18 protein-coding genes are annotated in these 18,290 nt (G+C 71.4%); 11 read left to right on the top strand and 7 right to left on the bottom strand.

What is annotated here, in order from left to right:
* The first annotated feature begins 71 nt into the window (after nt 1-71).
* Entirely contained in the window at nt 72-599 is a 528-nt protein-coding gene (locus BKA18_RS01765) for a nuclear transport factor 2 family protein (protein WP_366043800.1), read from the top strand.
* Complete coding sequence (locus tag BKA18_RS01760) at nt 596-1,855, top strand: amidohydrolase family protein (RefSeq protein ID WP_366043799.1); 1,260 nt, start codon at nt 596-598, stop codon at nt 1,853-1,855. Before BKA18_RS01765 ends, BKA18_RS01760 begins: the two co-directional genes overlap by 4 nt.
* A 25-nt stretch (nt 1,856-1,880) precedes the next feature.
* On the opposite strand, the gene BKA18_RS01755 is transcribed toward BKA18_RS01760, so the two are convergent.
* A complete protein-coding gene (locus BKA18_RS01755; protein WP_366043798.1) occupies nt 1,881-2,390 on the bottom strand; it encodes a MarR family winged helix-turn-helix transcriptional regulator in 510 nt (169 codons plus the stop codon).
* Between the two features lie 172 nt (nt 2,391-2,562).
* Here BKA18_RS01755 and BKA18_RS01750 point away from each other — a divergent pair, with 172 nt between their 5' ends.
* Nucleotides 2,563-3,372, top strand: a complete 810-nt coding sequence (locus tag BKA18_RS01750; protein WP_366043797.1) for an alpha/beta hydrolase — start codon at nt 2,563-2,565, stop codon at nt 3,370-3,372.
* Nucleotides 3,373-3,448: 76 nt separating this feature from the next.
* Here BKA18_RS01750 and BKA18_RS01745 read toward each other — a convergent pair whose 3' ends face one another.
* Nucleotides 3,449-4,360 (bottom strand): CAP domain-containing protein, encoded by a 912-nt coding sequence (locus BKA18_RS01745; protein WP_366043796.1) that lies wholly within the window; start codon nt 4,358-4,360, stop codon nt 3,449-3,451.
* Nucleotides 4,361-4,756: 396 nt separating this feature from the next.
* On the opposite strand from BKA18_RS01745, the gene BKA18_RS01740 reads away from it, so the two are divergent.
* Nucleotides 4,757-6,271: a sigma-70 family RNA polymerase sigma factor gene (locus tag BKA18_RS01740; protein WP_366043795.1), complete on the top strand. Its 1,515-nt coding sequence runs from the start codon at nt 4,757-4,759 to the stop codon at nt 6,269-6,271.
* 109 nt (nt 6,272-6,380) lie between these two features.
* On the opposite strand, the gene BKA18_RS01735 is transcribed toward BKA18_RS01740, so the two are convergent.
* Nucleotides 6,381-7,712: a M64 family metallopeptidase gene (locus tag BKA18_RS01735; protein ID WP_429638107.1), complete on the bottom strand. Its 1,332-nt coding sequence runs from the start codon at nt 7,710-7,712 to the stop codon at nt 6,381-6,383.
* 353 nt (nt 7,713-8,065) lie between these two features.
* Entirely contained in the window at nt 8,066-8,950 is an 885-nt protein-coding gene (locus tag BKA18_RS01730; protein ID WP_366043793.1) for an AraC family transcriptional regulator, read from the bottom strand.
* Nucleotides 8,951-9,445: 495 nt separating this feature from the next.
* Here BKA18_RS01730 and BKA18_RS01725 point away from each other — a divergent pair, with 495 nt between their 5' ends.
* Entirely contained in the window at nt 9,446-9,793 is a 348-nt protein-coding gene (locus BKA18_RS01725) for a hypothetical protein (RefSeq protein ID WP_366043792.1), read from the top strand.
* A gap of 210 nt (nt 9,794-10,003) precedes the next feature.
* Here the strand turns inward: BKA18_RS01725 and BKA18_RS01720 are convergent, their stop codons facing one another.
* Nucleotides 10,004-10,726, bottom strand: coding sequence for a dienelactone hydrolase family protein (locus BKA18_RS01720; RefSeq protein ID WP_429638104.1), 723 nt, complete (start codon nt 10,724-10,726; stop codon nt 10,004-10,006).
* A 123-nt stretch (nt 10,727-10,849) separates the two neighbouring features.
* Between BKA18_RS01720 and BKA18_RS01715 the strand changes: the two genes are divergently transcribed.
* From BKA18_RS01715 to BKA18_RS01705, 3 genes are all read left to right on the top strand, one after another.
* Entirely contained in the window at nt 10,850-11,332 is a 483-nt protein-coding gene (locus BKA18_RS01715) for a MarR family winged helix-turn-helix transcriptional regulator (RefSeq protein WP_366043791.1), read from the top strand.
* A 261-nt stretch (nt 11,333-11,593) separates the two neighbouring features.
* On the top strand, nt 11,594-13,066 hold the full coding sequence (locus tag BKA18_RS01710) for a cytochrome ubiquinol oxidase subunit I (RefSeq protein ID WP_366043790.1): 1,473 nt from the start codon (nt 11,594-11,596) through the stop codon (nt 13,064-13,066).
* The gene (locus tag BKA18_RS01705; protein WP_366043789.1) at nt 13,063-14,109 is read left to right on the top strand and encodes a cytochrome d ubiquinol oxidase subunit II; all 1,047 of its coding nucleotides are present in this window, start codon (nt 13,063-13,065) and stop codon (nt 14,107-14,109) included. Before BKA18_RS01710 ends, BKA18_RS01705 begins: the two co-directional genes overlap by 4 nt.
* 201 nt (nt 14,110-14,310) lie before the next feature.
* Here BKA18_RS01705 and BKA18_RS01700 read toward each other — a convergent pair whose 3' ends face one another.
* A complete protein-coding gene (locus tag BKA18_RS01700) occupies nt 14,311-14,988 on the bottom strand; it encodes a hypothetical protein (RefSeq protein ID WP_366043788.1) in 678 nt (225 codons plus the stop codon).
* A gap of 208 nt (nt 14,989-15,196) precedes the next feature.
* Nucleotides 15,197-15,787 carry a TetR/AcrR family transcriptional regulator gene (locus BKA18_RS01695; protein WP_366043787.1) on the bottom strand — a complete coding sequence of 197 codons (591 nt, stop codon included), beginning with the start codon at nt 15,785-15,787 and terminating at the stop codon, nt 15,197-15,199.
* A 64-nt stretch (nt 15,788-15,851) separates the two neighbouring features.
* On the opposite strand from BKA18_RS01695, the gene BKA18_RS01690 reads away from it, so the two are divergent.
* From BKA18_RS01690 to BKA18_RS01680, 3 genes are all read left to right on the top strand, one after another.
* Nucleotides 15,852-16,607, top strand: coding sequence for an alpha/beta fold hydrolase (locus BKA18_RS01690; RefSeq protein ID WP_366043786.1), 756 nt, complete (start codon nt 15,852-15,854; stop codon nt 16,605-16,607).
* A gap of 17 nt (nt 16,608-16,624) precedes the next feature.
* Nucleotides 16,625-17,074: an SRPBCC family protein gene (locus tag BKA18_RS01685; protein WP_429638103.1), complete on the top strand. Its 450-nt coding sequence runs from the start codon at nt 16,625-16,627 to the stop codon at nt 17,072-17,074.
* Between the two features lie 277 nt (nt 17,075-17,351).
* Nucleotides 17,352-18,266: an MBL fold metallo-hydrolase gene (locus tag BKA18_RS01680; protein ID WP_366043785.1), complete on the top strand. Its 915-nt coding sequence runs from the start codon at nt 17,352-17,354 to the stop codon at nt 18,264-18,266.
* Nucleotides 18,267-18,290: the final 24 nt, after the last annotated feature.

Genomic DNA, 18,290 nt, shown 5'->3' with positions numbered 1-18,290 from the left:
CCCGGGCCGGAGCGCGCGCACCCGCCGGCCTCCGCGCCACCGTCGTCCACACGGAAAGGCACCGAACACCTGTGAACCCCCGCACCCAGCGCCGCACCCTGCTCCGGGCCGGCCTCGCCGCGCTGCCCCTGGCGGCCGTGGCGCCGGCCGCCCACGCCGCCGAGCCGTCCGGCCATCTGACCGTCGCCGATGTCTCCTGCTGGACCGACGCCTATCTGGAGGCCTGGCGGACGAAGAACGACACCGCCGCGGTCCGGCTGTTCACCCCCGACGCCGTGTACGAGGCGGTGCCGGGCGTGGCCGCGCAGACCTTCCGCGGCCGCGACGCCATCGGCCGCTACTGGCGCGACATCACCGCCGGCCAGAGCGAGATGACCGGCCGCCACGGCACCCCGGTCGTCACCGGCAACCGGGCGGCCGTCGAACTCTGGGTCACCCTGCGGGCGCCCGCCATCAACCCCGACGGCGAGCACTGGGTCACCTTCCTGGAGACCAACATCCTGCTCTTCGCCCCCGACGGCCGCTGCCGGCGCAACACCGAGTACTGGAACCTCCAGATGGGCCGACTCGACCCGCCTCAGGGGTGGGGAGCCGCGTGACCACTGCACGTACGCTGATCACCGGTGGCCGGGTCCTCACCATGGACCCGGCCACCGGTGAACTGCCCTCCGCCGACATCCTGGTGGAGGACGACCGGATCACCGCCCTCCGCCCGGACCTCGACGCCACGGGGGTGAGCGAGCGGATCGACGCCCGCGGATGCCTGGTGCTCCCCGGCTTCGTCGACACCCACCGGCACATGTGGCAGGCGGCGCTGCGCGGCAGCGGCGCCGACCAGACCCTCGACCAGTATTTCGCGACGGTCCTGCACACCCTGGCACCGCAGCTCACCGCCGACGACCTCCATCTGGGAAATCTCCTGAGCGCCCTCGGCGCCCTGGACGCGGGGGTGACCACCGTCCAGGACATCTCCAACGTCGCCAAGCCCACCGAGGAACACACCGACGCCCTCCTCGACGCGCTCACCTCATCCGGCCTGCGCAGCATCTTCGCCTACGGACACGGCACGGCGGACGACGCCCGACGGGTGCGTGACCGGCTGCACCACAAGGACAGCCTGGTGACCATGGCGCTCAACGCCGAGGCCGGCAGCGACGAGAGCACCCGGCGCGGCTGGGCGCTGGCACGGGAACTCGACGTGCCGACCGCCCTGCACGTCCGCGGCGGCAGCCCGGTCTCCCGGCTGCGCCGTCTCGGCGTACTGCGCCCCGGCACGGTCTTCATCCACGGCACCGGCATGGAGCAGGGCGAACTGCGCCTCATCCACGACAGCGGTGGGGCGCTGTCGGTCGCGCCGGCCATCGAAATGACGATGGGCCACGGGCTGCCGCCGTTCGCCGCGGCGGCAGCCGCCGGATTGCGGCCCAGCCTCAGCGTGGACGTCGAAGTCGCCGCGCCGAGCGATATGTTCACGCAGATGCGGGCGGCCTTCCAGATCGGCCGCTTCGCCGCGCTGCACGGCCATGCGGGCCCCGAGGCGCCCTTGCTCACGGCGCGCGACGTCCTGGAGTTCGCCACCCTCGGCGGCGCCGAGGCGCTCGGCATGGCGGACCGGATCGGCTCCATCGCCCCGGGCAAGCAGGCCGATCTGCTGGTGCTGCGGGCCGACCGCCCCGGTGTGGCGCCGGTGCACGACGCCGTCGCGGCCGTCGTGTCGTCGATGGACCGCGCCGACGTCGATACCGTCCTGGTCGCCGGGCGGATCGTCAAGCGGGCGGGGGCGCTGCGCTACCCCGGGCTGCCTCGGCTGCTGGCACAGGCGGAAGGCGTGCGCGACCGGCTGGCCGCCCGCTGAGCCCTCCGCCGCCGGCGGCCCGGCGTCAGCGGCGGATCAGCACGCCTTCCTCGATGGCGGCGAGCGCGATGCGCAGCTGTTCGCTGAGCGCCTTCGCGGTGCGCTCCGGAATCCGCTCGACGAGCCGGGCGTGCACGGCGGTGGTGGCGCGCACCGCCGCCTCGGCGGTCTCCACCCCGCTCGGCGTCAGCTGCACCCAGCTGCTGCGCGCATCGTCCTCGGCCGCCGCGCGGGTGACATAGCCGGCCGCCACCAGGCGCTTGATGACATTGCTGGTGCCACCGGAGGACAGCAGCAGGGCGTGCGTCAGGTCGGTCGGCTTGAGGCGGTACGGGGCGCCGATGCGCCGAAGGGTGGCGAGCACGCCGTACTCGGCCTGGGTGAGCCCCAGCTTCTCCAGCTCGGCGCCCGCGGCGATGTCGAAGGCCGACACCAGGAGCGCGGTGCGTTTGGCCAGTTCCAGCGGGAGACCGGCGATTTCGGGCAGCTCGTGTCCCCAAGCCGAGATGATCTCGTCTACGTGGTCAGGCTCCATCGTGAGCCGCCTTCCCTCTGCCCGATTGCTCCATACAAAGGTATCTCACCCTCCGCGCAGGCATGTTCTGACCTGGGGAGACTGTGTGCGCAGCAGATGTGGACACCGTGAAAAGCTTTCCATCTACCTTTCAATATAGCTTTTCACAATGCTTTCTCTCTATGCTTCTCGCATGTCCCTACGTGAGTCGAGGCGTGCCCTGGCCCTGGCGGCGATCCTGGCCATGGCTCTGACCTGTGCCTCTGCCTGTTCCGGCCACGCCCCGGACACGGCCGCACAGGGGAGCGCGATGGCGGAAAACCGCCGCTCCGCCGAGGAAGGAACCGTCGGAATGCCAGAGTTCACCGCCGCACCCGCCCAGCTGCCGAAGTGCTTCCACGACGTCCGGCGGGCCGGCGCGTACCGCCTGCCCGGCTCCCGGGGCAGCGGCCGGCTGGTCAGCCTGGGCGCCGGCCCGCGCGGCGTGGTCTTCGCCCCCATCTCCTGGGGCGACGCCTGCGAATGGGCGGCCGAGGCCAAGCGCCTCGCCGCCGACGGCTACCACGTCGTCACCTTCGACTGGGGAACGGACCGCCGCCGGACCATCTCCGATGCGACCCGCCTGCTGCGCGCGCACGGCGCCACCGGCGTGGCCTGGGTGGGCGGTTGTATGGGCGGCACGCTGATGCTCGGCATGCTGACGGACCGCGCCGAGCGTCCGGCCGGCGTCGCGGGCATCAGCCCGCTCGCCTCACTCGGCGGCTACACCGCCGGGAACGGCTCGTCCTACGACGGTGAACTGCTGCTCCTGGGGACCGCCGACGATCCGCTCGCCGACGAAGGGCGGCTGCGCGAGGTCGCCCGCGGATTCCCCGACGCCGAGGTCGAGGTCCTGCCCGGCACCCTGCACGCCGCCGAGATCTTCGCCGGCCCGCATGGCGACGCCGCCCGCCGCAGTCTGGACGGCTTCCTCGGCCGTACCTTCGCCCCGGCGGGCGGCTGACCCGTGCGAGGCCGCGGGGCCCCGGCGGACCGGATCGGCTCCGGTCCGGTCCGCCGGGTGCACCGCGGCGGCGAGGTCAGGAGTGGGTGGCGAAGTCCTGCGTCCACCACGGGCCGTTGGCGCTGAGGTTGACGCCCACTCCGGTGGACTTGTAGGAGCAGTTGAGGATGTTGTCGCGGTGGCCCGGGCTCTTCATCCAGCCGTCCATCGCGGTGGCCGGGTCCTTGGGGCTCTTGAAGATGTTCTCGGCCCAACTGCTCCACGGGAAACCGGCGTTGGTCATACGGGTGCCGGGGTCGACGCCCTCGGGTGTGTTGTGCTCGTAGTAGTTGCGGGCGGCCATGTCGTCGGAGTGCTTCTGCGCGGCGGTCTGCAGATGCGAGTCCACGGTGAGCGGACCGCAACCGTGCTGCGCCCGCTGGGCGTTGACCAGCTGCACGATCTTCTGCGCGAACCGTGCGGCGGTCCCCGTCGCGGTCTGCGTGCCGCCGGGGGCGCCGCCCCCCGTTCCGGACTCGACACGGGGCGTTCCCGACGTACCCCCGGAGCCGCCCGTGCCGTGGCTGGAGCGGCTGGGGTGCGGCCGGGGCGAGGCGGGTCGCTTGCTGTGCCGTACGGACTTGGACGGCGAGGCGGAGGGCTTGTGGGTCTTGGGGGAGTGCGAGGTGCTCGGCGCCTTGGACGGGGAGGCGGCCGCCGTGGGCACCTCCGGCGCGGACTGATTCGCGGCGAGCGCCTGGTCGGCCCCGGAGCCGGGCCGTATCAGCAGCACACAGGACCCGCCCACGACGATCACGGCCGCCACGGCCACCAGCGTGGTGTTCCGCCGGGCGTGGCTGCCGCCGCGGTGCAGACCGCTGCGGCGCCCGTGCCGCCCGCCCGGGCGGCCGGCATCGGAACGCCGGCGCGCGGCGGACTCTGTCGCCCGGCGGCCGCCCTCGGTCGGGGCGTGATCGTGGAACTCCGGCTGACGGTGGTCGTTGTTCATGGTTCCGTTTCCTGTGGGGGTCAGGTTCGGCCGGGCCGCGGGGCCGGCCGGATCCGTGGGCCGGTTGGCCCGGTGAGATCCGTCGTCCCTGTGGTCCGACACATGGGAGAGCACGGGTGCGGACCCCGATAACGGAAACTGCGAAAAGTTTTTTCGGGAGCGCGTGCGGGATGCCGCTGCGGGCCGGTCCGGGCCGGGCCCGGGGCCGGGATCGGGGCCGGCGTCGCGTCCGAGGTGGCGCGGCCGGGCGATCGCCGTGTGGACCGAGTCGCCGGGGTGGGCGGGCGCACGCGGATTTCCGGATCCACGTAGGTTTTTCTGTTATCAGGGTGCGCCCACCGGGTCACCTGGGTGCGGGGGCCATGGGTACGCACGGATGAACAGGAACGAAAAGGCGTGAAGCAGGACAACGGGACGGCGGCCGTCGAGGCCGCCCAGGCCGGGGACGAACAGGCCCGGGAGCAGCTGGTCGCCGCGCACCTGCCGCTGATCTACAACGTCGTGGGGCGGGCGCTGGACGGCCATGCGGACGTGGACGATGTGGTGCAGGAGACCATGCTGCGCGTCCTGGAGTCGCTGACGGATCTGCGGGAACCGGCGTCGTTCCGCTCCTGGCTGGTGGCGATCGCCATGAACCAGGTCCGCCGCCGGTGGACCAGCGCCCAGAAGGCACCCGTCGTCGGCCTCGACCAGGCCCCGGAACGGGCCGACCGTTCCGCCGACTTCGTGGATCTGACGATTCTGCAATTGGGACTGTCCGGCCAGCGCCGTGAAGTGGCCGCGGCCACCCGGTGGCTGGACGAGGCGGACCGCTCGCTGCTCTCCCTGTGGTGGCTGGAGGCCGCCGGAGAGATCACCAGACCGGAGCTGGTGGCCGCTGTAGGGATGGACTCACGTCATGCGGCCGTCCGTGTGCAGCGCATGAAACAGCAGCTGGAGGCCGGACGCGTGGTGGTCCGCGCCCTCTCGGCGGATCCCCCCTGCCCCGATCTGGCTCAGCTGACCGCCACCTGGGACAACGAACCCTGCGCCCTGTGGCGCAAGCGAATAGCCCGCCATGCCCGCCAGTGCGCCGCCTGCTCCGGTCACTGGAGGGACCTGCTGCCCGCCGAGGGCCTGCTGGCCGGTCTCGCCATGCTGCCGCTGCCCGCCCATCTCACCCCGCCCTCGGGCCTGTCGGCCCCCACGGCCGCGACGACGCAGGCGACCGCGGCACCCGCACACCACGGGGCCGCCGGAGGGGGCGCGCACCCTTCGCCCACGCGGCCGCCGGGCCTGCGCCGGGTGACCAAGGGCACGGCCGTCACGGGCACCGCCACCCTCACGGCGGCAGTCCTCGCCGCCGTGTGGTGGTCCGGCGGTACGCCCCAGGACGTACGGAAGGACAAGCCGAAGGCGCAACGGACCGTGGCCGCCCACAGCCCGTCGCCGAGCCCCACGCCCACACCGACCCCTTCGCCGTCGCGCTCGGCGACCCCGTCCCCCACTCCGACCGCCCCGCACACCCCCACCCCGTCCGCCACACCGCCCGACCTGGAGGAACAGGTCACCGCACTCGTCAACGCCCGGCGGGCCCGGGCCGGCTGCGGGCCGCTGCGCATCGACCGCCGACTCCACACCGCCGCCCAGCGGCACTCCGCCGACATGGCGGCTCGCCAGTACTACGAGCACGACACCCCGGAGGGCAAGGGCCCGGACGACCGGATCACCGCCGCCGGATTCCGCTGGAGCAGCTGGGGCGAGAACCTCGACCGCGGCCCGCGCACCGCGGCCGCGGCGGTGAACGACTGGATGGGCGACAGCATGCACCGCGACAACCTGCTCAACTGCACCTACACCGCGGTCGGGGTCGGTGTCGTCGAGGGCGCGGGCGGGCCGTGGTGGACCCAGGACCTCGCCGCACCGCGCTGACCGCCGGCCCGCCCCCGGACCGCTCGTGAACCGGCAGGCTCACACCCCAGCTTTCACGCCGCACGGGGCAGGCCACTCACAGCGGCCTGCCCCGCGCCCCGCAGCCGCCCTAATACGTGGCGACCCGCCAAGTCAGCGAGCGGGACAGCAGCTTGCGCACCGCCGGGTCGCGGACCGCGCCCGTACGGTCGATGGCCCGGGCGGTGACCGTGTGGGGTCGGCCGTCGGCCGGGACGCCGAGGGCCCGCGGGACGACCGTGTGCCGGCCGCGGGCGGCCTTGCGCTCGCGGCCGTCGACGTACCATCTCACCCGCGCGGAAGCGGGCAACGAGACGCGGATACGAGCGCCGCGGGGCACCGCCCGATCGGTGGGCACCGGACTGCTCAGCACGCTCGCATAGCGGTAGAAGCCCGCGATCATCGCCTCGCGGCCGGGGAGGTTGAACTGCCGGCCGAGCGACCGCATGATCGAGTTGTCGGTGGGGCGGTTGAGGCCGTGCTCGTAGTAGCCGCCGCCCTCGAATGCCCCGACCGCGCCGCCGTCCGGCGACTCCTGGCCCATCCAGCGGTACCACTTCTGCCGCTGGGCGGTCATCTGGTCCGCGGAGAGCGTGCTGAGGTTGGCCTGGGCGGGCTCGGGGCCGGAGTAGGTTCCGGACTCGCCGTATGCGTACTCGTCGGCGAGCTTGCCGAGCGAATGACCGGTCTCGTGCACCGCGATCTGGTCGGACCGGTCGTTGTCGGAGGACGCGGTGGCGATCCCGTCGTAACCGACCTGCGAGGAGATGTCGTTGTAGCCCGCACCGCCGTACTTGGTGGAGTTGGAGAGCTCCACGACGAGGTCGGCGGCCGGGGCCTTGGCGGCGTACGACTCGACCTTGTCGGTGTCCACGCACAGCAGCCGCTCGGTGCCTTCGCAGAAGAAGGCGGAATTCAGGGCGGTGTCCCGCACCACGTCCTTGGTCGGGTCCCCGGAGACTCCGGAGTCGTGCGAGACGGCGTCGACGGCCCAGACGTTGAAGAGGCCGGTGTACGAGGCGTACGGCTCGACGGCGGTCATCTTGGCCCATTTGGCGCGGACGTCCGCGTGGAAGTCCTCCTGCTGGGCGGCGGTGTAGCCGTCGCCGATGAAGACGACATCGAGCTTGCTGCCGACGGGGCCGTTGTTGACGATCGGGGTGACGTCGCCGTCCCCGGCGGCGATCGCGGTCCGTTCGGACGGGGAGAGGGGCTTGGAGACCGGGACGCGGGTGTGCCGGGGGTGCCCGGAGTCGCCGGTGAAGTACTCGACCTGCTGGGTCCGTTGTGCGTGTTGGGGCGGTGCCGGAGTGGCGCCCTGGGCGGTGGCCGCGGCGGCTGTCGCAGCGGCCACCGCCACCGCGACGATTCCGGCGGACACCGTGGTGCGTATGGGACTGCGTCTGGAGGCACATCTGTGCATGGGGGGTTCCTCCCGGATCCCGCCGCACCGGCGGCGGGTTGAAGCCGAATTCAGGCGCGCTCAACGTAGAGGCTCCGGTGGCGCGGAGCAACGGATGGTGCGCAAGTGGCGTTCTGAAGGGAGGAGTTCCGGAAGGGCACGCGTAGGTAAGGCACGGGGCGGGAGGCCGAGCGGCGAACTCGCCGTCGGGTGTGGGTGACCGGCTGCGGGGAGAGGACGGTGCCGTCGACCGCGTCCGATGGATTCAGCAGCTCTACGCCGCGGGGCTACCCAGCAGGACTATTGGCAGGTGGCCTACACAGCAGGCCCACCGCCCGAAGCCCGAAGCCCGAAGCCTGGCGCCGGCCTCCCGCTCAGCTGCCCCGCGCACGGCTGCGGAACGCAGTCGGAGTCTCCCCGGCCCGCTGCCGGAAGAACTTGGTGAAGACCGTGGCATCGGGGAAGCCGAGCCGGTCGCCGATGGCGGTGGCGGTGCGGTCGGTGTGCACCAGCAGCCGCTTGGCCTCCAGGAGGACCCGGTCGTCGATGAAGCGCTTGGCGCCGCACCCGGCGGCCTCGCGGGTCGCGCGGGTGAGGGTACGGACGCTGTACCCCAGCTGCCGGGCGTAGTCCTCGACCCGGTGTGTGCGGGCGAAATCGCGCTCCACCGCCTGCTGGAAGCGCCGGAACGGCTCGCTGCCCGCCTCGTCGCCGGCCTGCGCCCCGTGCAGATGGGCCAGCCGCAGTACGAGTACGGCCAGCAGATGGCGGACCACGTCGATGTGCACCTCCAGCGGCAGCGCGGCCGGCCGCCGGTGCTCGCTCTCCAGCAGCTCCAGGACGTGGCGTACGGCATCGCCTTCCGCGCCCCCGGGGGTCAGCGGCAGCCGCCAATTGCGCTGGTCGACACGGGCGGCGTCCACGGTGGCGGGAGTCAGGAAGCCCGGCAGGAAGAGGACGACGGTGCCCTCGGCCTCGGTGAGGACGGAGCGGTACTGGCTGATCTGGCCGGGGCGCACCCACAGCCAGCTGCCCGGGGTCAGCTCGTGTTCGGTGAAGTCCACGGAACAGCGCAGGGTGCCCGCGCGCACCGAGATCAGCTCATGGAAAGCCAGGCGCTTGGGTGCGTACGGGACGATGCCGTGCCCGCGGGCGCGGGCGAGCAACTCGGTGAAGTCGAGGACTTCCGCGCCCGGCGGGGCTCCCGCCGAAGACCGGAAGGGGACCTCGGTGACCTCAGCGTGTCCGTTTGTGTCCATGATCTGTCCTCAGCGTGCCGCTCCGAAGGGGTGTCACGCGCCTAGCGTGAGAGCTGACGAAACCGGTCGGACCACGTACGGGCGGACGCCACACAAACCCGTTGTGACGATGCGGTGAGGGGACGGGTGACCGAAACGTCCACGGGCCCCCGACGGGCCGCGCCCCCTGCTGGGAGTTCGGGCTCAACTCATCGCGGATTTTGGACATCCACCACGCCCCCGAAGCCCCCGCCGTCCCGCCACTGCGGACCACGACCCCCATCGGCCCACAGGGCAGGTCCGCAGGCTGTTGCATGCTGGAGGGCGAGAAGATCCAGAAGGAGGTCTGATGAAGGGCGGTGACCACCCCCCTGCCGGTGTCCTCCTCGTAGGGCAGGAAGGTCCGTTCCCGGTTTTTGCCTTCTCGTGACAGGTATTGAACGGCATCGGGTGTGCCTCCGTATCTTTCGATATCCGTGCCTCAGCGGCACTGGTCCACGACGCGAGGAGGACACCATGACTCACCCCGGTATCCCGCCGATCCAGGCATTGCCGGACGGAGACGCCGAGCTCTCCTTGGTGGTTCGCCTGCAGTGGGAGGACGTCGCCGCGCTCGGTCAGGACGCCGCCCGGCTCGCTGCGCGTTGGAAGCGCCCGGTGACCCTGGACGAGGCCGCCGGTCAGCGGCTGCGCATACGTCCGCCGGCCGCTCAGCCCACTCATGCCAAGACGGTCGCACAGGAGCGGGCGCAGCCCGCCGTGGCGACCACGACGGTGTCGCCCCTGCCCACCCGTTCCCCACAGGAGCAGGCCCGGCAGGCGATCGAGAAGATCAACGGAACCGCCGCGCACGAGACGGCATAGCGCCGGGAAGGGTTGAGGGACACCAGGGGAGCGCCGGCTCTGCTGGGCAGGGGCGGCAGTCAGGGACTGCCGCCCCCGTCGACTTCCCGTGCGGTGGGCCCGCGGTGTGGCGACCGGCGATGGTCCCGAACCGCCCCTCCGCACAGCGGAGCCACCGCCCCTCCGCACAGCGGAGCCGTGCACTTCGGGTTCGGCTTCCGGGCCGGAGCCTCAGCCGTTGGCCAGGGTGCGGCCGAGGAGGGGGAGCAGGCGGTCCCAGTGAAGCTGCAGTGCGGCGGGGTTGAAGGCGTCGGTGTCGGACAGGGTGAAGCCGTGGACGGTGCCGGGGTAGATCTCGGAGGTGTAGTCGATACCCGCGGCGTCCAAGGCCTGGTTGAGCTCGCCGAGGGCCTCGGGCGTCATATCGGTTTCGGCGTGGCCGAGGTGGACCTGGGCGGTGAGCTCGGAGAGGCTGTCGGGCCCGTCGGCGCCCACGGGGCCGTGGAATCCGGCGACGGCGGCCACCTGGCCGGGGTGGGCCGCGGCGGTGCGCATCGCCAGGAGGCCGCCTATGCAGTAGCCGGTCACCGCGACCGGTCCGGCGCCGACCTCGGGCTGGGTGGTGAGGAACCTCAGGTAGGCGTCGGCGTCGCTCAGGACACGTTCGGCGGTGTGCGCCTCGATCAAGGGCATCACCTGGGCGACGACCGCGGGCCGGACGTCTTCTCCGATGTGCTCGGGAAGCTCGATCAGCGGTGCCGGACCGTGCCGGTAGAAGAAGTTTGGGACGAGCACGTAGTACCCGTGCTCTGCCAGTTCGCGGGCCATCCCGCGCAGCACGGGGCGGATGCCGAAGGCGTCCGCGTACATCAGCACCCCTGGGTGCCGCTCGCCGTGGTCGGGGAAGGCGGCAAAGGCGTCGGCCTGGCCGTCCGTGGTGGGAATCTGCACCATCTTGCTGGGAATAGCGGTCTTCCTTCCTTGGCGTTCACCGAATGAACGTTTACATCACTAACGTTTTCGGCTGAGTGACCGTACATCGTTAGTCGAACTAACGCAATGAGTAAGATGGGCGCCATGACCAGAGCCGAAGCCGCGGACATGCCCGACGACGGCGCGCGTAAGACGCCCGACAGGCTGCGTCGACAGGCGAGCCGACTGTTGTCGCAGCTGACCGCGCGGTCCGACCGGCTGATCAACGAGGGGCTGGCCCAGGTCGACGCCCGCAAGTGGCACTACGCCGTGCTCGCCTCACTGCAGGAGTACGGGCCGGGCAGCCAAGCGACGCTGAGCCGGCGCACCGGCATCTACCGCAGCGACATGGTCGGCGTGCTCAACGAACTGGCCGAGCGTGACCTCGTCGAGCGGGTGCCGGACCCCGACGACCGGCGCCGCAACATCATCACGATCTCCGCCCGGGGCCGCCGTCGCCTACCCCGCCTCGACAAGGTCCTGGACGGCCTCCAAGACGAACTGCTCGCGCCGCTGAGCCTGGCCGAACGCGACCAGCTCGTGCAGTTGCTCACCCGCTTGCTGGACCACCACACCCGAACTTCCTGACCCCGCGTCACCTCCGCAACCCGCAGGGCCACCTGTCGGGAGCTCCCCCCGAGGACTATGCGCCGTAGCCCTTTGAGTCCGGGAACCTGCTCCGCCGCCCGAGGGAAGATCATCGGCCCAACGGCCCAACGTGCGCCCTCGGTACGTGCGCTCCCGCGCCCGCCGGTGATGCTGTGACCAGCCGGCGGCACGGGCGGCCACGCCGGGGCCGGCCCTTCCCCGGCCTCCCGGGCAGCACAGGCATGGAGGCATGCACACGCGATGGTCCCACTGCTGGCGGACGCTCCGGCTCAACTGCTCCCGGCCAGGGAGCTGATGGCCTTCACGCTGGCCTGCCACATCATCCTGGTGCCGTTCGGTGTGGCACTGCCGCTGATCACCCTGGTGATGCACCACCGCGGTCTGCGCCGTCACGACCCCGCCGCGCTGCTCCTCGCCCGACGCTGGTCGGCGGTCATGGCCGTGCAGTTCGCCGTCGGTGTCGTCACCGGCACCGTGCTGTCCTTCGAGTTCGGGCTGCTCTGGCCGGGCCTGATGGGCAAGTGGGGCGGCGTCTTCGGCATCGGATTCGGGGTCGAGGCATGGGCCTTCTTCCTCGAAGCGGTGCTGATCGCCATCTATCTCTACGGCTGGCGGCGGCTGAAACCCCGCACCCACTTCCTGCTCGGCCTGCCCTTGCCGGTGGTCGCCCTGCTCGGCGCCTTCGGCATCCTGGCGGCCAACTCGTGGATGAACACCCCCCAGGGCTTCACCCTCGACGCCGCCGGAAAGCCGGTGCACGTCCAGGTCTGGTCGGCGATCTTCACCCCGATGTTCGGGCCGCAGTACTGGCACTTCGTCGTGGCGATACTGATCACTGCCGGGTACACCGTCGCCGGGGTCTATGCCGTCGGCTGGCTGCGCGGCCGCCGCGACCGCTACCACCGACTCGGCTTCACCGTCCCCTTCACCCTCGCCGCGGTGTTCACCCCCGTGCAGTTCCTCCTGGGTGACTCCCTGGCCCGGTCGGTCTTCCACAAGCAGCCGGTGAAGTTCGCCGCGACCGAGATCGTCTGGCGGACCGACACCCGGGTACCGGAATACATCTTCGGCCGTCTGCACCCGGACGGCAGCATCTCCGGCGGCATCAAGATCCCCCAATTCGACTCCATCCTGGCCGGGTTCACCCCCGATACCAAGGTGACCGGACTGACCTCCGTCCCGGCGAGCGACCGGCCGACGGCCACCCAGGCGACCATCGTCCACTGGGCCTTCGACCTCATGGTCGTCCTCGGCTCGCTGCTGATCCTGCTCGCGCTCTGGTACGGCTGGTGCCGGCTGCGGCGGCGCCGGCTGCCCGCCTCACCGTGGTTCTTCCGCGGCGCGGCCTGCGCGGGCGTCGCCTCCGTCGTCGCCGTCGAATGCGGATGGATCACCGCCGAAGTGGGGCGCCAGCCCTGGATCGTCTACCAGCACATGCGGATCGGCGAGGCGGTGACGGCCACCCGCTCCAGCAGTCTGTGGATCATGCTGGGCCTGGTGGTCGTGGTGTACGTGTTCATTTTCGGCTCGCTGCTCGCCGTGCTGCTCAAAATGCGCGCGGGCTGGCGGCTCGCCGACGGGCACCGGCCGGCGGGGGAGCGGCGCGAGGCACCGGAGACCGACACCCCCTACGGCCCCCGCGCCGGCGTAGCGGCCGGCCCGCCGCAGTCCGGTGACACCGGGTCAGGACCCACCGAGGACGGCCGGCGATGATGCCCGCGGTCATCGCCGTGGTGCTGCTGCTCGCCGTGGCCGCCTACGCCTGCGCCGGCGGCACCGATTACGGAGCCGGGTTCTGGGACCTGACGGCCGGCGGCGCGGAGCGTGGCAAGCGCCCCCGATGGCTGATCGACCACGCCATGGCCCCCGTATGGGAGGTCAACAACGTCTGGCTCGTCTTCATCTTCGTCCTCATGTGGACCGGCTTTCCGGTCTTCTTCCAGACGGTGTTCTCCGCGATGTGGCTGCCGCTGGCCCTGGCCGCCATCGGCCTGGTGCTGCGCGGCGCCGGCTTCGCACTGCGCAAGCCCCTCCGTCGGATCGCCGGGCGACGCCTCTACGGTGCCGTCTTCGCCATCTCCTCGCTGCTCACCCCGTTCTTCCTCGGCGCGGCCGTCGGCGGAATCGCCTCGGGCCGGGCGGTACCCGGAACGGAGGCCTCGGCCCACGCCTGGTCCAACCCGACCTCCATCCTCTTCGGGCTGATCGCCATCGTGTCGACCGCCTTCCTCGGTGCCGTGTTCCTGGCGGGTGACGCCGTCCGCTTCGGAGCCCCCGATCTGGTCGGCTACTTCCGGTGGCGGGCCCTGGGCAGTCTGGTCGCGCTCGCCGTCCTGGCGGCGATCATGCTGACCGTCACCCGGAGCGACGCCCCGCACGTATGGCACGGACTCACCCACGGCGTCGGCCTCGGCCTCGTCATCCTGGCCGGAGTCTGCTCCCTCGCCACCGGATGGCTCCTGCTGCGACGGTCCGGCGCCTGGCCCCGGATCACCGCCGTCGGCGTCGTCGCGGCGGCGGTCCTCGCCTGGGGTGCCGCCCAGCGCCCCTACCTCATCCCCACCTCCCTGACCGTGGCCGACGGCGCCGCGGCCGCCAGCAGCCTGCGCTGGCTCGGCCTGGTCACCCTGGTGGCCGCGTTGGTCGTGGGCCCGGCCCTGGCCCTGCTGTACTGGCTGGACACCCACGGCGAACTGGAACCGCTCTCCGACGCCGACCTGCGCACCGAACCGGACCACGAGGACCCGACCGGATAGGACCCGACCGGATAGGACCCGACCGGGCGCCACTGACCAGGCGGCACAGCGCGCAGTCATCAGGAGCGGGCGGCCGTCATACAGGAATGTGCCTCCCGGCCCATGGGGCGCCGGGAGGCACTGCGGCCGGCGGAGCGATCGCGGCGCCCCTGCCGGATGCGTGAAGTCGCGCGTCCGTTCAGCCGCACTCCTGCACTGTGGTCAGCGCTTCACCACGAACGCCCGCCCCTTCTTCGCGCCCGCCGAGCAGGACTTCTTCTCCGCAGTGGTCATCTTGCGGGTCTTGACGGTCACGGCGTTGCTCTGACCGTCCGTCCCGTTGGCCGCGGGGCCGGTGACCTTGTCCGGCACGAACCAGAAGTAGTGGCCCCACTTCGGGCTGTCGTAGTGCGTCTGCCAGGTGCCGGAGACGGTCTGCATGACCTGGGCCCGGGAGATCCAGCCCACCTCGCCGGGCTTGACCGTCATGTTCAGCGAGCTGTTCTCGGTGTGCGAGCTCGACCAGGTGTGGCTGTAGGTCGCGGTGACGCTCAGATCGATCAGACCGGCGATCTTTCCGCCGGCCGTGACGGACACCCCGGCGGAATCCGTGGAGCCCACGGTGTCCGACCAGCCCATCGACTGCGTGGCATCCGAAGTGCTGCAGTTGTAGAGCGAGTTGGAGACCTGACGGAAGTCTCCGAGATACGCCTTGCCGAGCGTCGGCTCGTTGAAGCTGCACTTGCCTTCGCCGGAAGCACAGTCAGCTATGAGCTGCTCCCGGGCGGGCCCGTCGTCCGCGGCGGCGGCCGGCACGGCCATCGCTGCAACCAGCCCCAGTGACGCCGTGGTCAGCGCCATCAGCCGGCGTCCGCGACGGGTCACTCTGTTGTTCGTCATCTTGCTGTTGCCTCTCGCCCAGCCTCGTGGAAGCGACGAGTCCGGTGTGGAGTTCGCCGCTGTTGAGTTTGAGCCTGGAGTGAAATCTCCGTCAACTACACCAATAATTGGCAAAGTTGTAGTTGATGATCGAACAGGTGCCGTACAAGGGCGTACCGGAGGTAACGTCAGGTACGCTGACGCCCTTGGGCGGGTGGTGCGTCAGGCCTCAACCAGCGGCGCGTGCGCCCTCCAGGACGGTGCGCACGGTGCGCGACACGAAGTCCTTCTCCAGCGGGAGTTGGCGGAGTACGACACGGATCCAGGCGGCCCCGGCCAGCAGGTCCACCAGGAGCATCGGGTCCGCGTCCGGCGGGAGTTCGCCGCGTGCCGCGGCCCGGGTGAAGACGGGTTCCTCGCGGGCGATCCGGTCGGCGAAGAAGTCCTTGACGTGGGCGGCGAGTTCGGCGCTGTGGGTGGCGGCGCCCAGTACGGCGACGGCGATGTCGGAGGCCGGCGGCGTGGTGAGCAGGGTCGCGATGGTGTGCAGCAGGGCCTCCAGGTCTCCTTGGAGGCTTCCGGTGTCGGGCGGTGCGAGGTCGAGTTGGCGGGCGCCGATGAGTGCCGCGCCCAGGAGTGCGCCCTTGGACGGCCACCAACGGTAGATCGTGGTCTTGTTGACGCCGGAGTGCTGGGCCACCCCCTCGATGGTCAGGCCCTCGTAGCCCTTCTCCGCGAGCAGATCCAGGGTGGCGTCGAAGATCTCCTGCGCCTTCCGTGGGCCGCCGCTCCGTCGTGTTCCGTGCCGCTCCTCGCTCATGGGGGAGAGACTAGCATAGAAAAACAACGCAACGTTGCGTTGCATTTCAGGTAGCGTGCCGCACATGGAGTCCCAAGAAGCCGGGGTGCCCCTCGTGTTCGTGCACGGTCTGCGTGTGAGCGGCGCGATGTGGCAACCCGTGATCCAAGCCATCGGGAAAGACCACCCCACCGCGGCACCCGACCTGCCCGGCCACGGCAGCCGGCGAGGTGAACCCTTCACTGTCGCCGGCGCCGTGGCGGCGGTTGCCGACGCCATCGACGAACTCGGCGGCCGGGCCCTGCTCGTGGGGCTGTCCCTGGGCGGCTTCGTCGCCACGGCCACCGCCGGAGCCCACCCGGACCGGGTCCTCGGCCTGGTCGCGATGGGCTGTTCCACGCAGCCGAGCGGTCTGTTCGCCGCCACCTACAAGGCAGCAGGCCGGCTGGCAGTCAGATATCCCCGACGAGCCGATCGGCTCAGCGCATTCGCCTTCCGCCAGGCCCTCCCCGGGCCCGCGGGAGAGGCCCTGGTCGCCGGGGGCCTGAGCTCCGGGACCGCGTCGAGCGTCATCAAGGCCGTGTGCGAGACGGACACCCTCGCATCGCTCGCCGCGTATCCGGGCCCGGTCTGGCTGGTCAACGGCGAGCACGACCACTTCCGCCGCGACGAACGGGACTTCCTCACGGCCTGCCGCGACGGCCGGCTGTTCCTGCTGCCCGGGTGCGGGCACCTCACCAGCCTCGCCGATACGGGGGCCGTCGCCGGTCTCGTCCGCGATGCCGCGGCGGTCGTCACGGCCCGGACGCACGGCTCGCCGACATGGGCGGGCCGCCGGTGACCGCCCGGGTGTGGAGCGTGCAGGAGTCCCTGGAGGTTCCCTTCCCGCCGCAGACCGTCTACGCGGCCCTCGCGGACGTCCGGCGGATGACGGAGTGGAGCACGGAGGTCATCGGGGTGTGGCCGCGCGGGGAGCGCTTCGTCGGGATCAACCGCAAGGCCTGCTGGGTCTGGTTCACCACGTGCCGGATCGTCGTCGCCGACCCCGGCCGGGAGTTCGCCTTCGACGTCACCACCTTCGGCCTGCCCGTGGCGCGCTGGGGCTACCGTCTGACCCCGGCGGGGGAGGGGACCCACGTCACCGAATACTGGGTCGACCAGCGTCGCCGCGGATGGCGTCGCCGGGTTGCCGAGACGCTGGGACTGCTCTTCACCGGAACCCCGCCCGCCCGGCGCGCCGCACGCAATCGCGCCGCCATGCGCGTGACCCTCCAGCGGCTCGCTGCCGGGCTCCGGGCGGCAGCCTGAACCGTACGGGCGCCCCGCCATGGGCCGGTGGCGGGGCGTCCGGACCGACACGGGCGCAGGGAGGCCGGACACGTCGAACCTCCGGACCTTCTGACCTGCTATATCTCCATAAAGCGCCTCGCCTCGCGGGTTCGATCGCCGGGCCGGGAGAGACGTTCCGTACGCAAAGCACAAGGTCCGCCCGCCCTTCCGCTTTCGGTCCCCCGAGGGGTAGTCCTGAGGTCGGCGCGCATCAGCCGCTCACTCATGCCCACCCCGACCAGAAGGACGGACCGTCATGACGAACGACCTGTTAGCCGAAACGGCACCGGACGAGGGGGCCGGCGAGGGCTGGTACGTCGACGAACGCTGCACCAACTGCGATGTCGCCCGGCAACTCGCCCCCGATGTGATCAGCGAGAAGAACGGGCGCGCGGAAGTGACCCGGCAGCCGCAGAGCGACGCGGAGGCCCGGCAACTGCATGCGGCCGCCTTCGCCTGCCACACCCGGTCGATCCGGCATTCCGGCCAGCGCCTCAGCCCCGAACTCGACCCGTTTCCCCTCGCCCTGGACGACGCCGTCCACCTCTGCGGCCACAATTCCCGCCATACGGCAGGCGCCAACGCCTATCTGCTGCACCGCGTCGACGGAACCACGATGATGATCGACACTCCCCGTTGGAGCGAGCAACTGGCCAGCCGGTACGAGGCGTTGGGCCCCGTCACCGACGTCCTGCTCACCCACCAGGACCACGCCGCACACGGCCGCCGCTACGCCGACCGGTTCGGGGCCCGGCTCTGGATCCACGAGGGCGATCTCGATGCCGCACCGGACGCGGACCGCGTCATACGGGGCACCGAGCCGGTCGAGATCGGCGCCGGGGTCCTGGCGTATCCGCTTCCCGGCCATACGCGCGGCAGCGTGCTCTACCTTGCCGATGAGCGGTACTGCTTCAGCGGCGACAGCTTCTACTGGTCGCGCACCACCGCCGACCTGGAGGTGGCCGCCTCCGTCACCTGGTACTCGATCGTGGAACTGGCCGCCTCCCTGGCGCGGACCGCCCCGCGGCTGCGCTTCGAGTGGGTGCTGCCCGGCCACGGCGACCGCAAGCGGCTCCCCGCGGCGGAGATGGCCCGCCGCCTCGCCCGGTTGGCGGCCCGTACCGCGAAGCTGCAGCCGCAGCCCGTCGACTTCACCGGGGTGCGCTGGTGACGGTACGGGCCCTCGCCGGGGCCC

This window comes from Streptomyces auratus (assembly GCF_050433025.1).
GTDB classification, from domain to species: Bacteria; Actinomycetota; Actinomycetes; order Streptomycetales; family Streptomycetaceae; genus Streptomyces; species Streptomyces sioyaensis.
Note: the sequence above shows the minus strand (reverse complement) of the source record. Positions and strands in the feature narration are given on the sequence as shown.

Excerpts from the sequence above, each read along its gene's own strand:
- BKA18_RS01680 (WP_366043785.1), top strand. The coding sequence starts at position 17,352 with ATGACGAACGACCTGTTAGCCGAAACGGCACCGGACGAGGGGGCCGGC.
- BKA18_RS01750 (WP_366043797.1), top strand. The coding sequence starts at position 2,563 with ATGTCCCTACGTGAGTCGAGGCGTGCCCTGGCCCTGGCGGCGATCCTG.
- BKA18_RS01695 (WP_366043787.1), bottom strand. The coding sequence starts at position 15,787 with ATGAGCGAGGAGCGGCACGGAACACGACGGAGCGGCGGCCCACGGAAG.
- BKA18_RS01700 (WP_366043788.1), bottom strand. The coding sequence starts at position 14,988 with ATGACGAACAACAGAGTGACCCGTCGCGGACGCCGGCTGATGGCGCTG.
- BKA18_RS01735 (WP_429638107.1), bottom strand. The coding sequence starts at position 7,712 with ATGCACAGATGTGCCTCCAGACGCAGTCCCATACGCACCACGGTGTCC.
- BKA18_RS01690 (WP_366043786.1), top strand. The coding sequence starts at position 15,852 with ATGGAGTCCCAAGAAGCCGGGGTGCCCCTCGTGTTCGTGCACGGTCTG.
- BKA18_RS01715 (WP_366043791.1), top strand. The coding sequence starts at position 10,850 with ATGACCAGAGCCGAAGCCGCGGACATGCCCGACGACGGCGCGCGTAAG.
- BKA18_RS01720 (WP_429638104.1), bottom strand. The coding sequence starts at position 10,726 with ATGGTGCAGATTCCCACCACGGACGGCCAGGCCGACGCCTTTGCCGCC.
- BKA18_RS01725 (WP_366043792.1), top strand. The coding sequence starts at position 9,446 with ATGACTCACCCCGGTATCCCGCCGATCCAGGCATTGCCGGACGGAGAC.
- BKA18_RS01745 (WP_366043796.1), bottom strand. The coding sequence starts at position 4,360 with ATGAACAACGACCACCGTCAGCCGGAGTTCCACGATCACGCCCCGACC.
- BKA18_RS01710 (WP_366043790.1), top strand. The coding sequence starts at position 11,594 with ATGGTCCCACTGCTGGCGGACGCTCCGGCTCAACTGCTCCCGGCCAGG.
- BKA18_RS01730 (WP_366043793.1), bottom strand. The coding sequence starts at position 8,950 with ATGGACACAAACGGACACGCTGAGGTCACCGAGGTCCCCTTCCGGTCT.
- BKA18_RS01705 (WP_366043789.1), top strand. The coding sequence starts at position 13,063 with ATGATGCCCGCGGTCATCGCCGTGGTGCTGCTGCTCGCCGTGGCCGCC.
- BKA18_RS01755 (WP_366043798.1), bottom strand. The coding sequence starts at position 2,390 with ATGGAGCCTGACCACGTAGACGAGATCATCTCGGCTTGGGGACACGAG.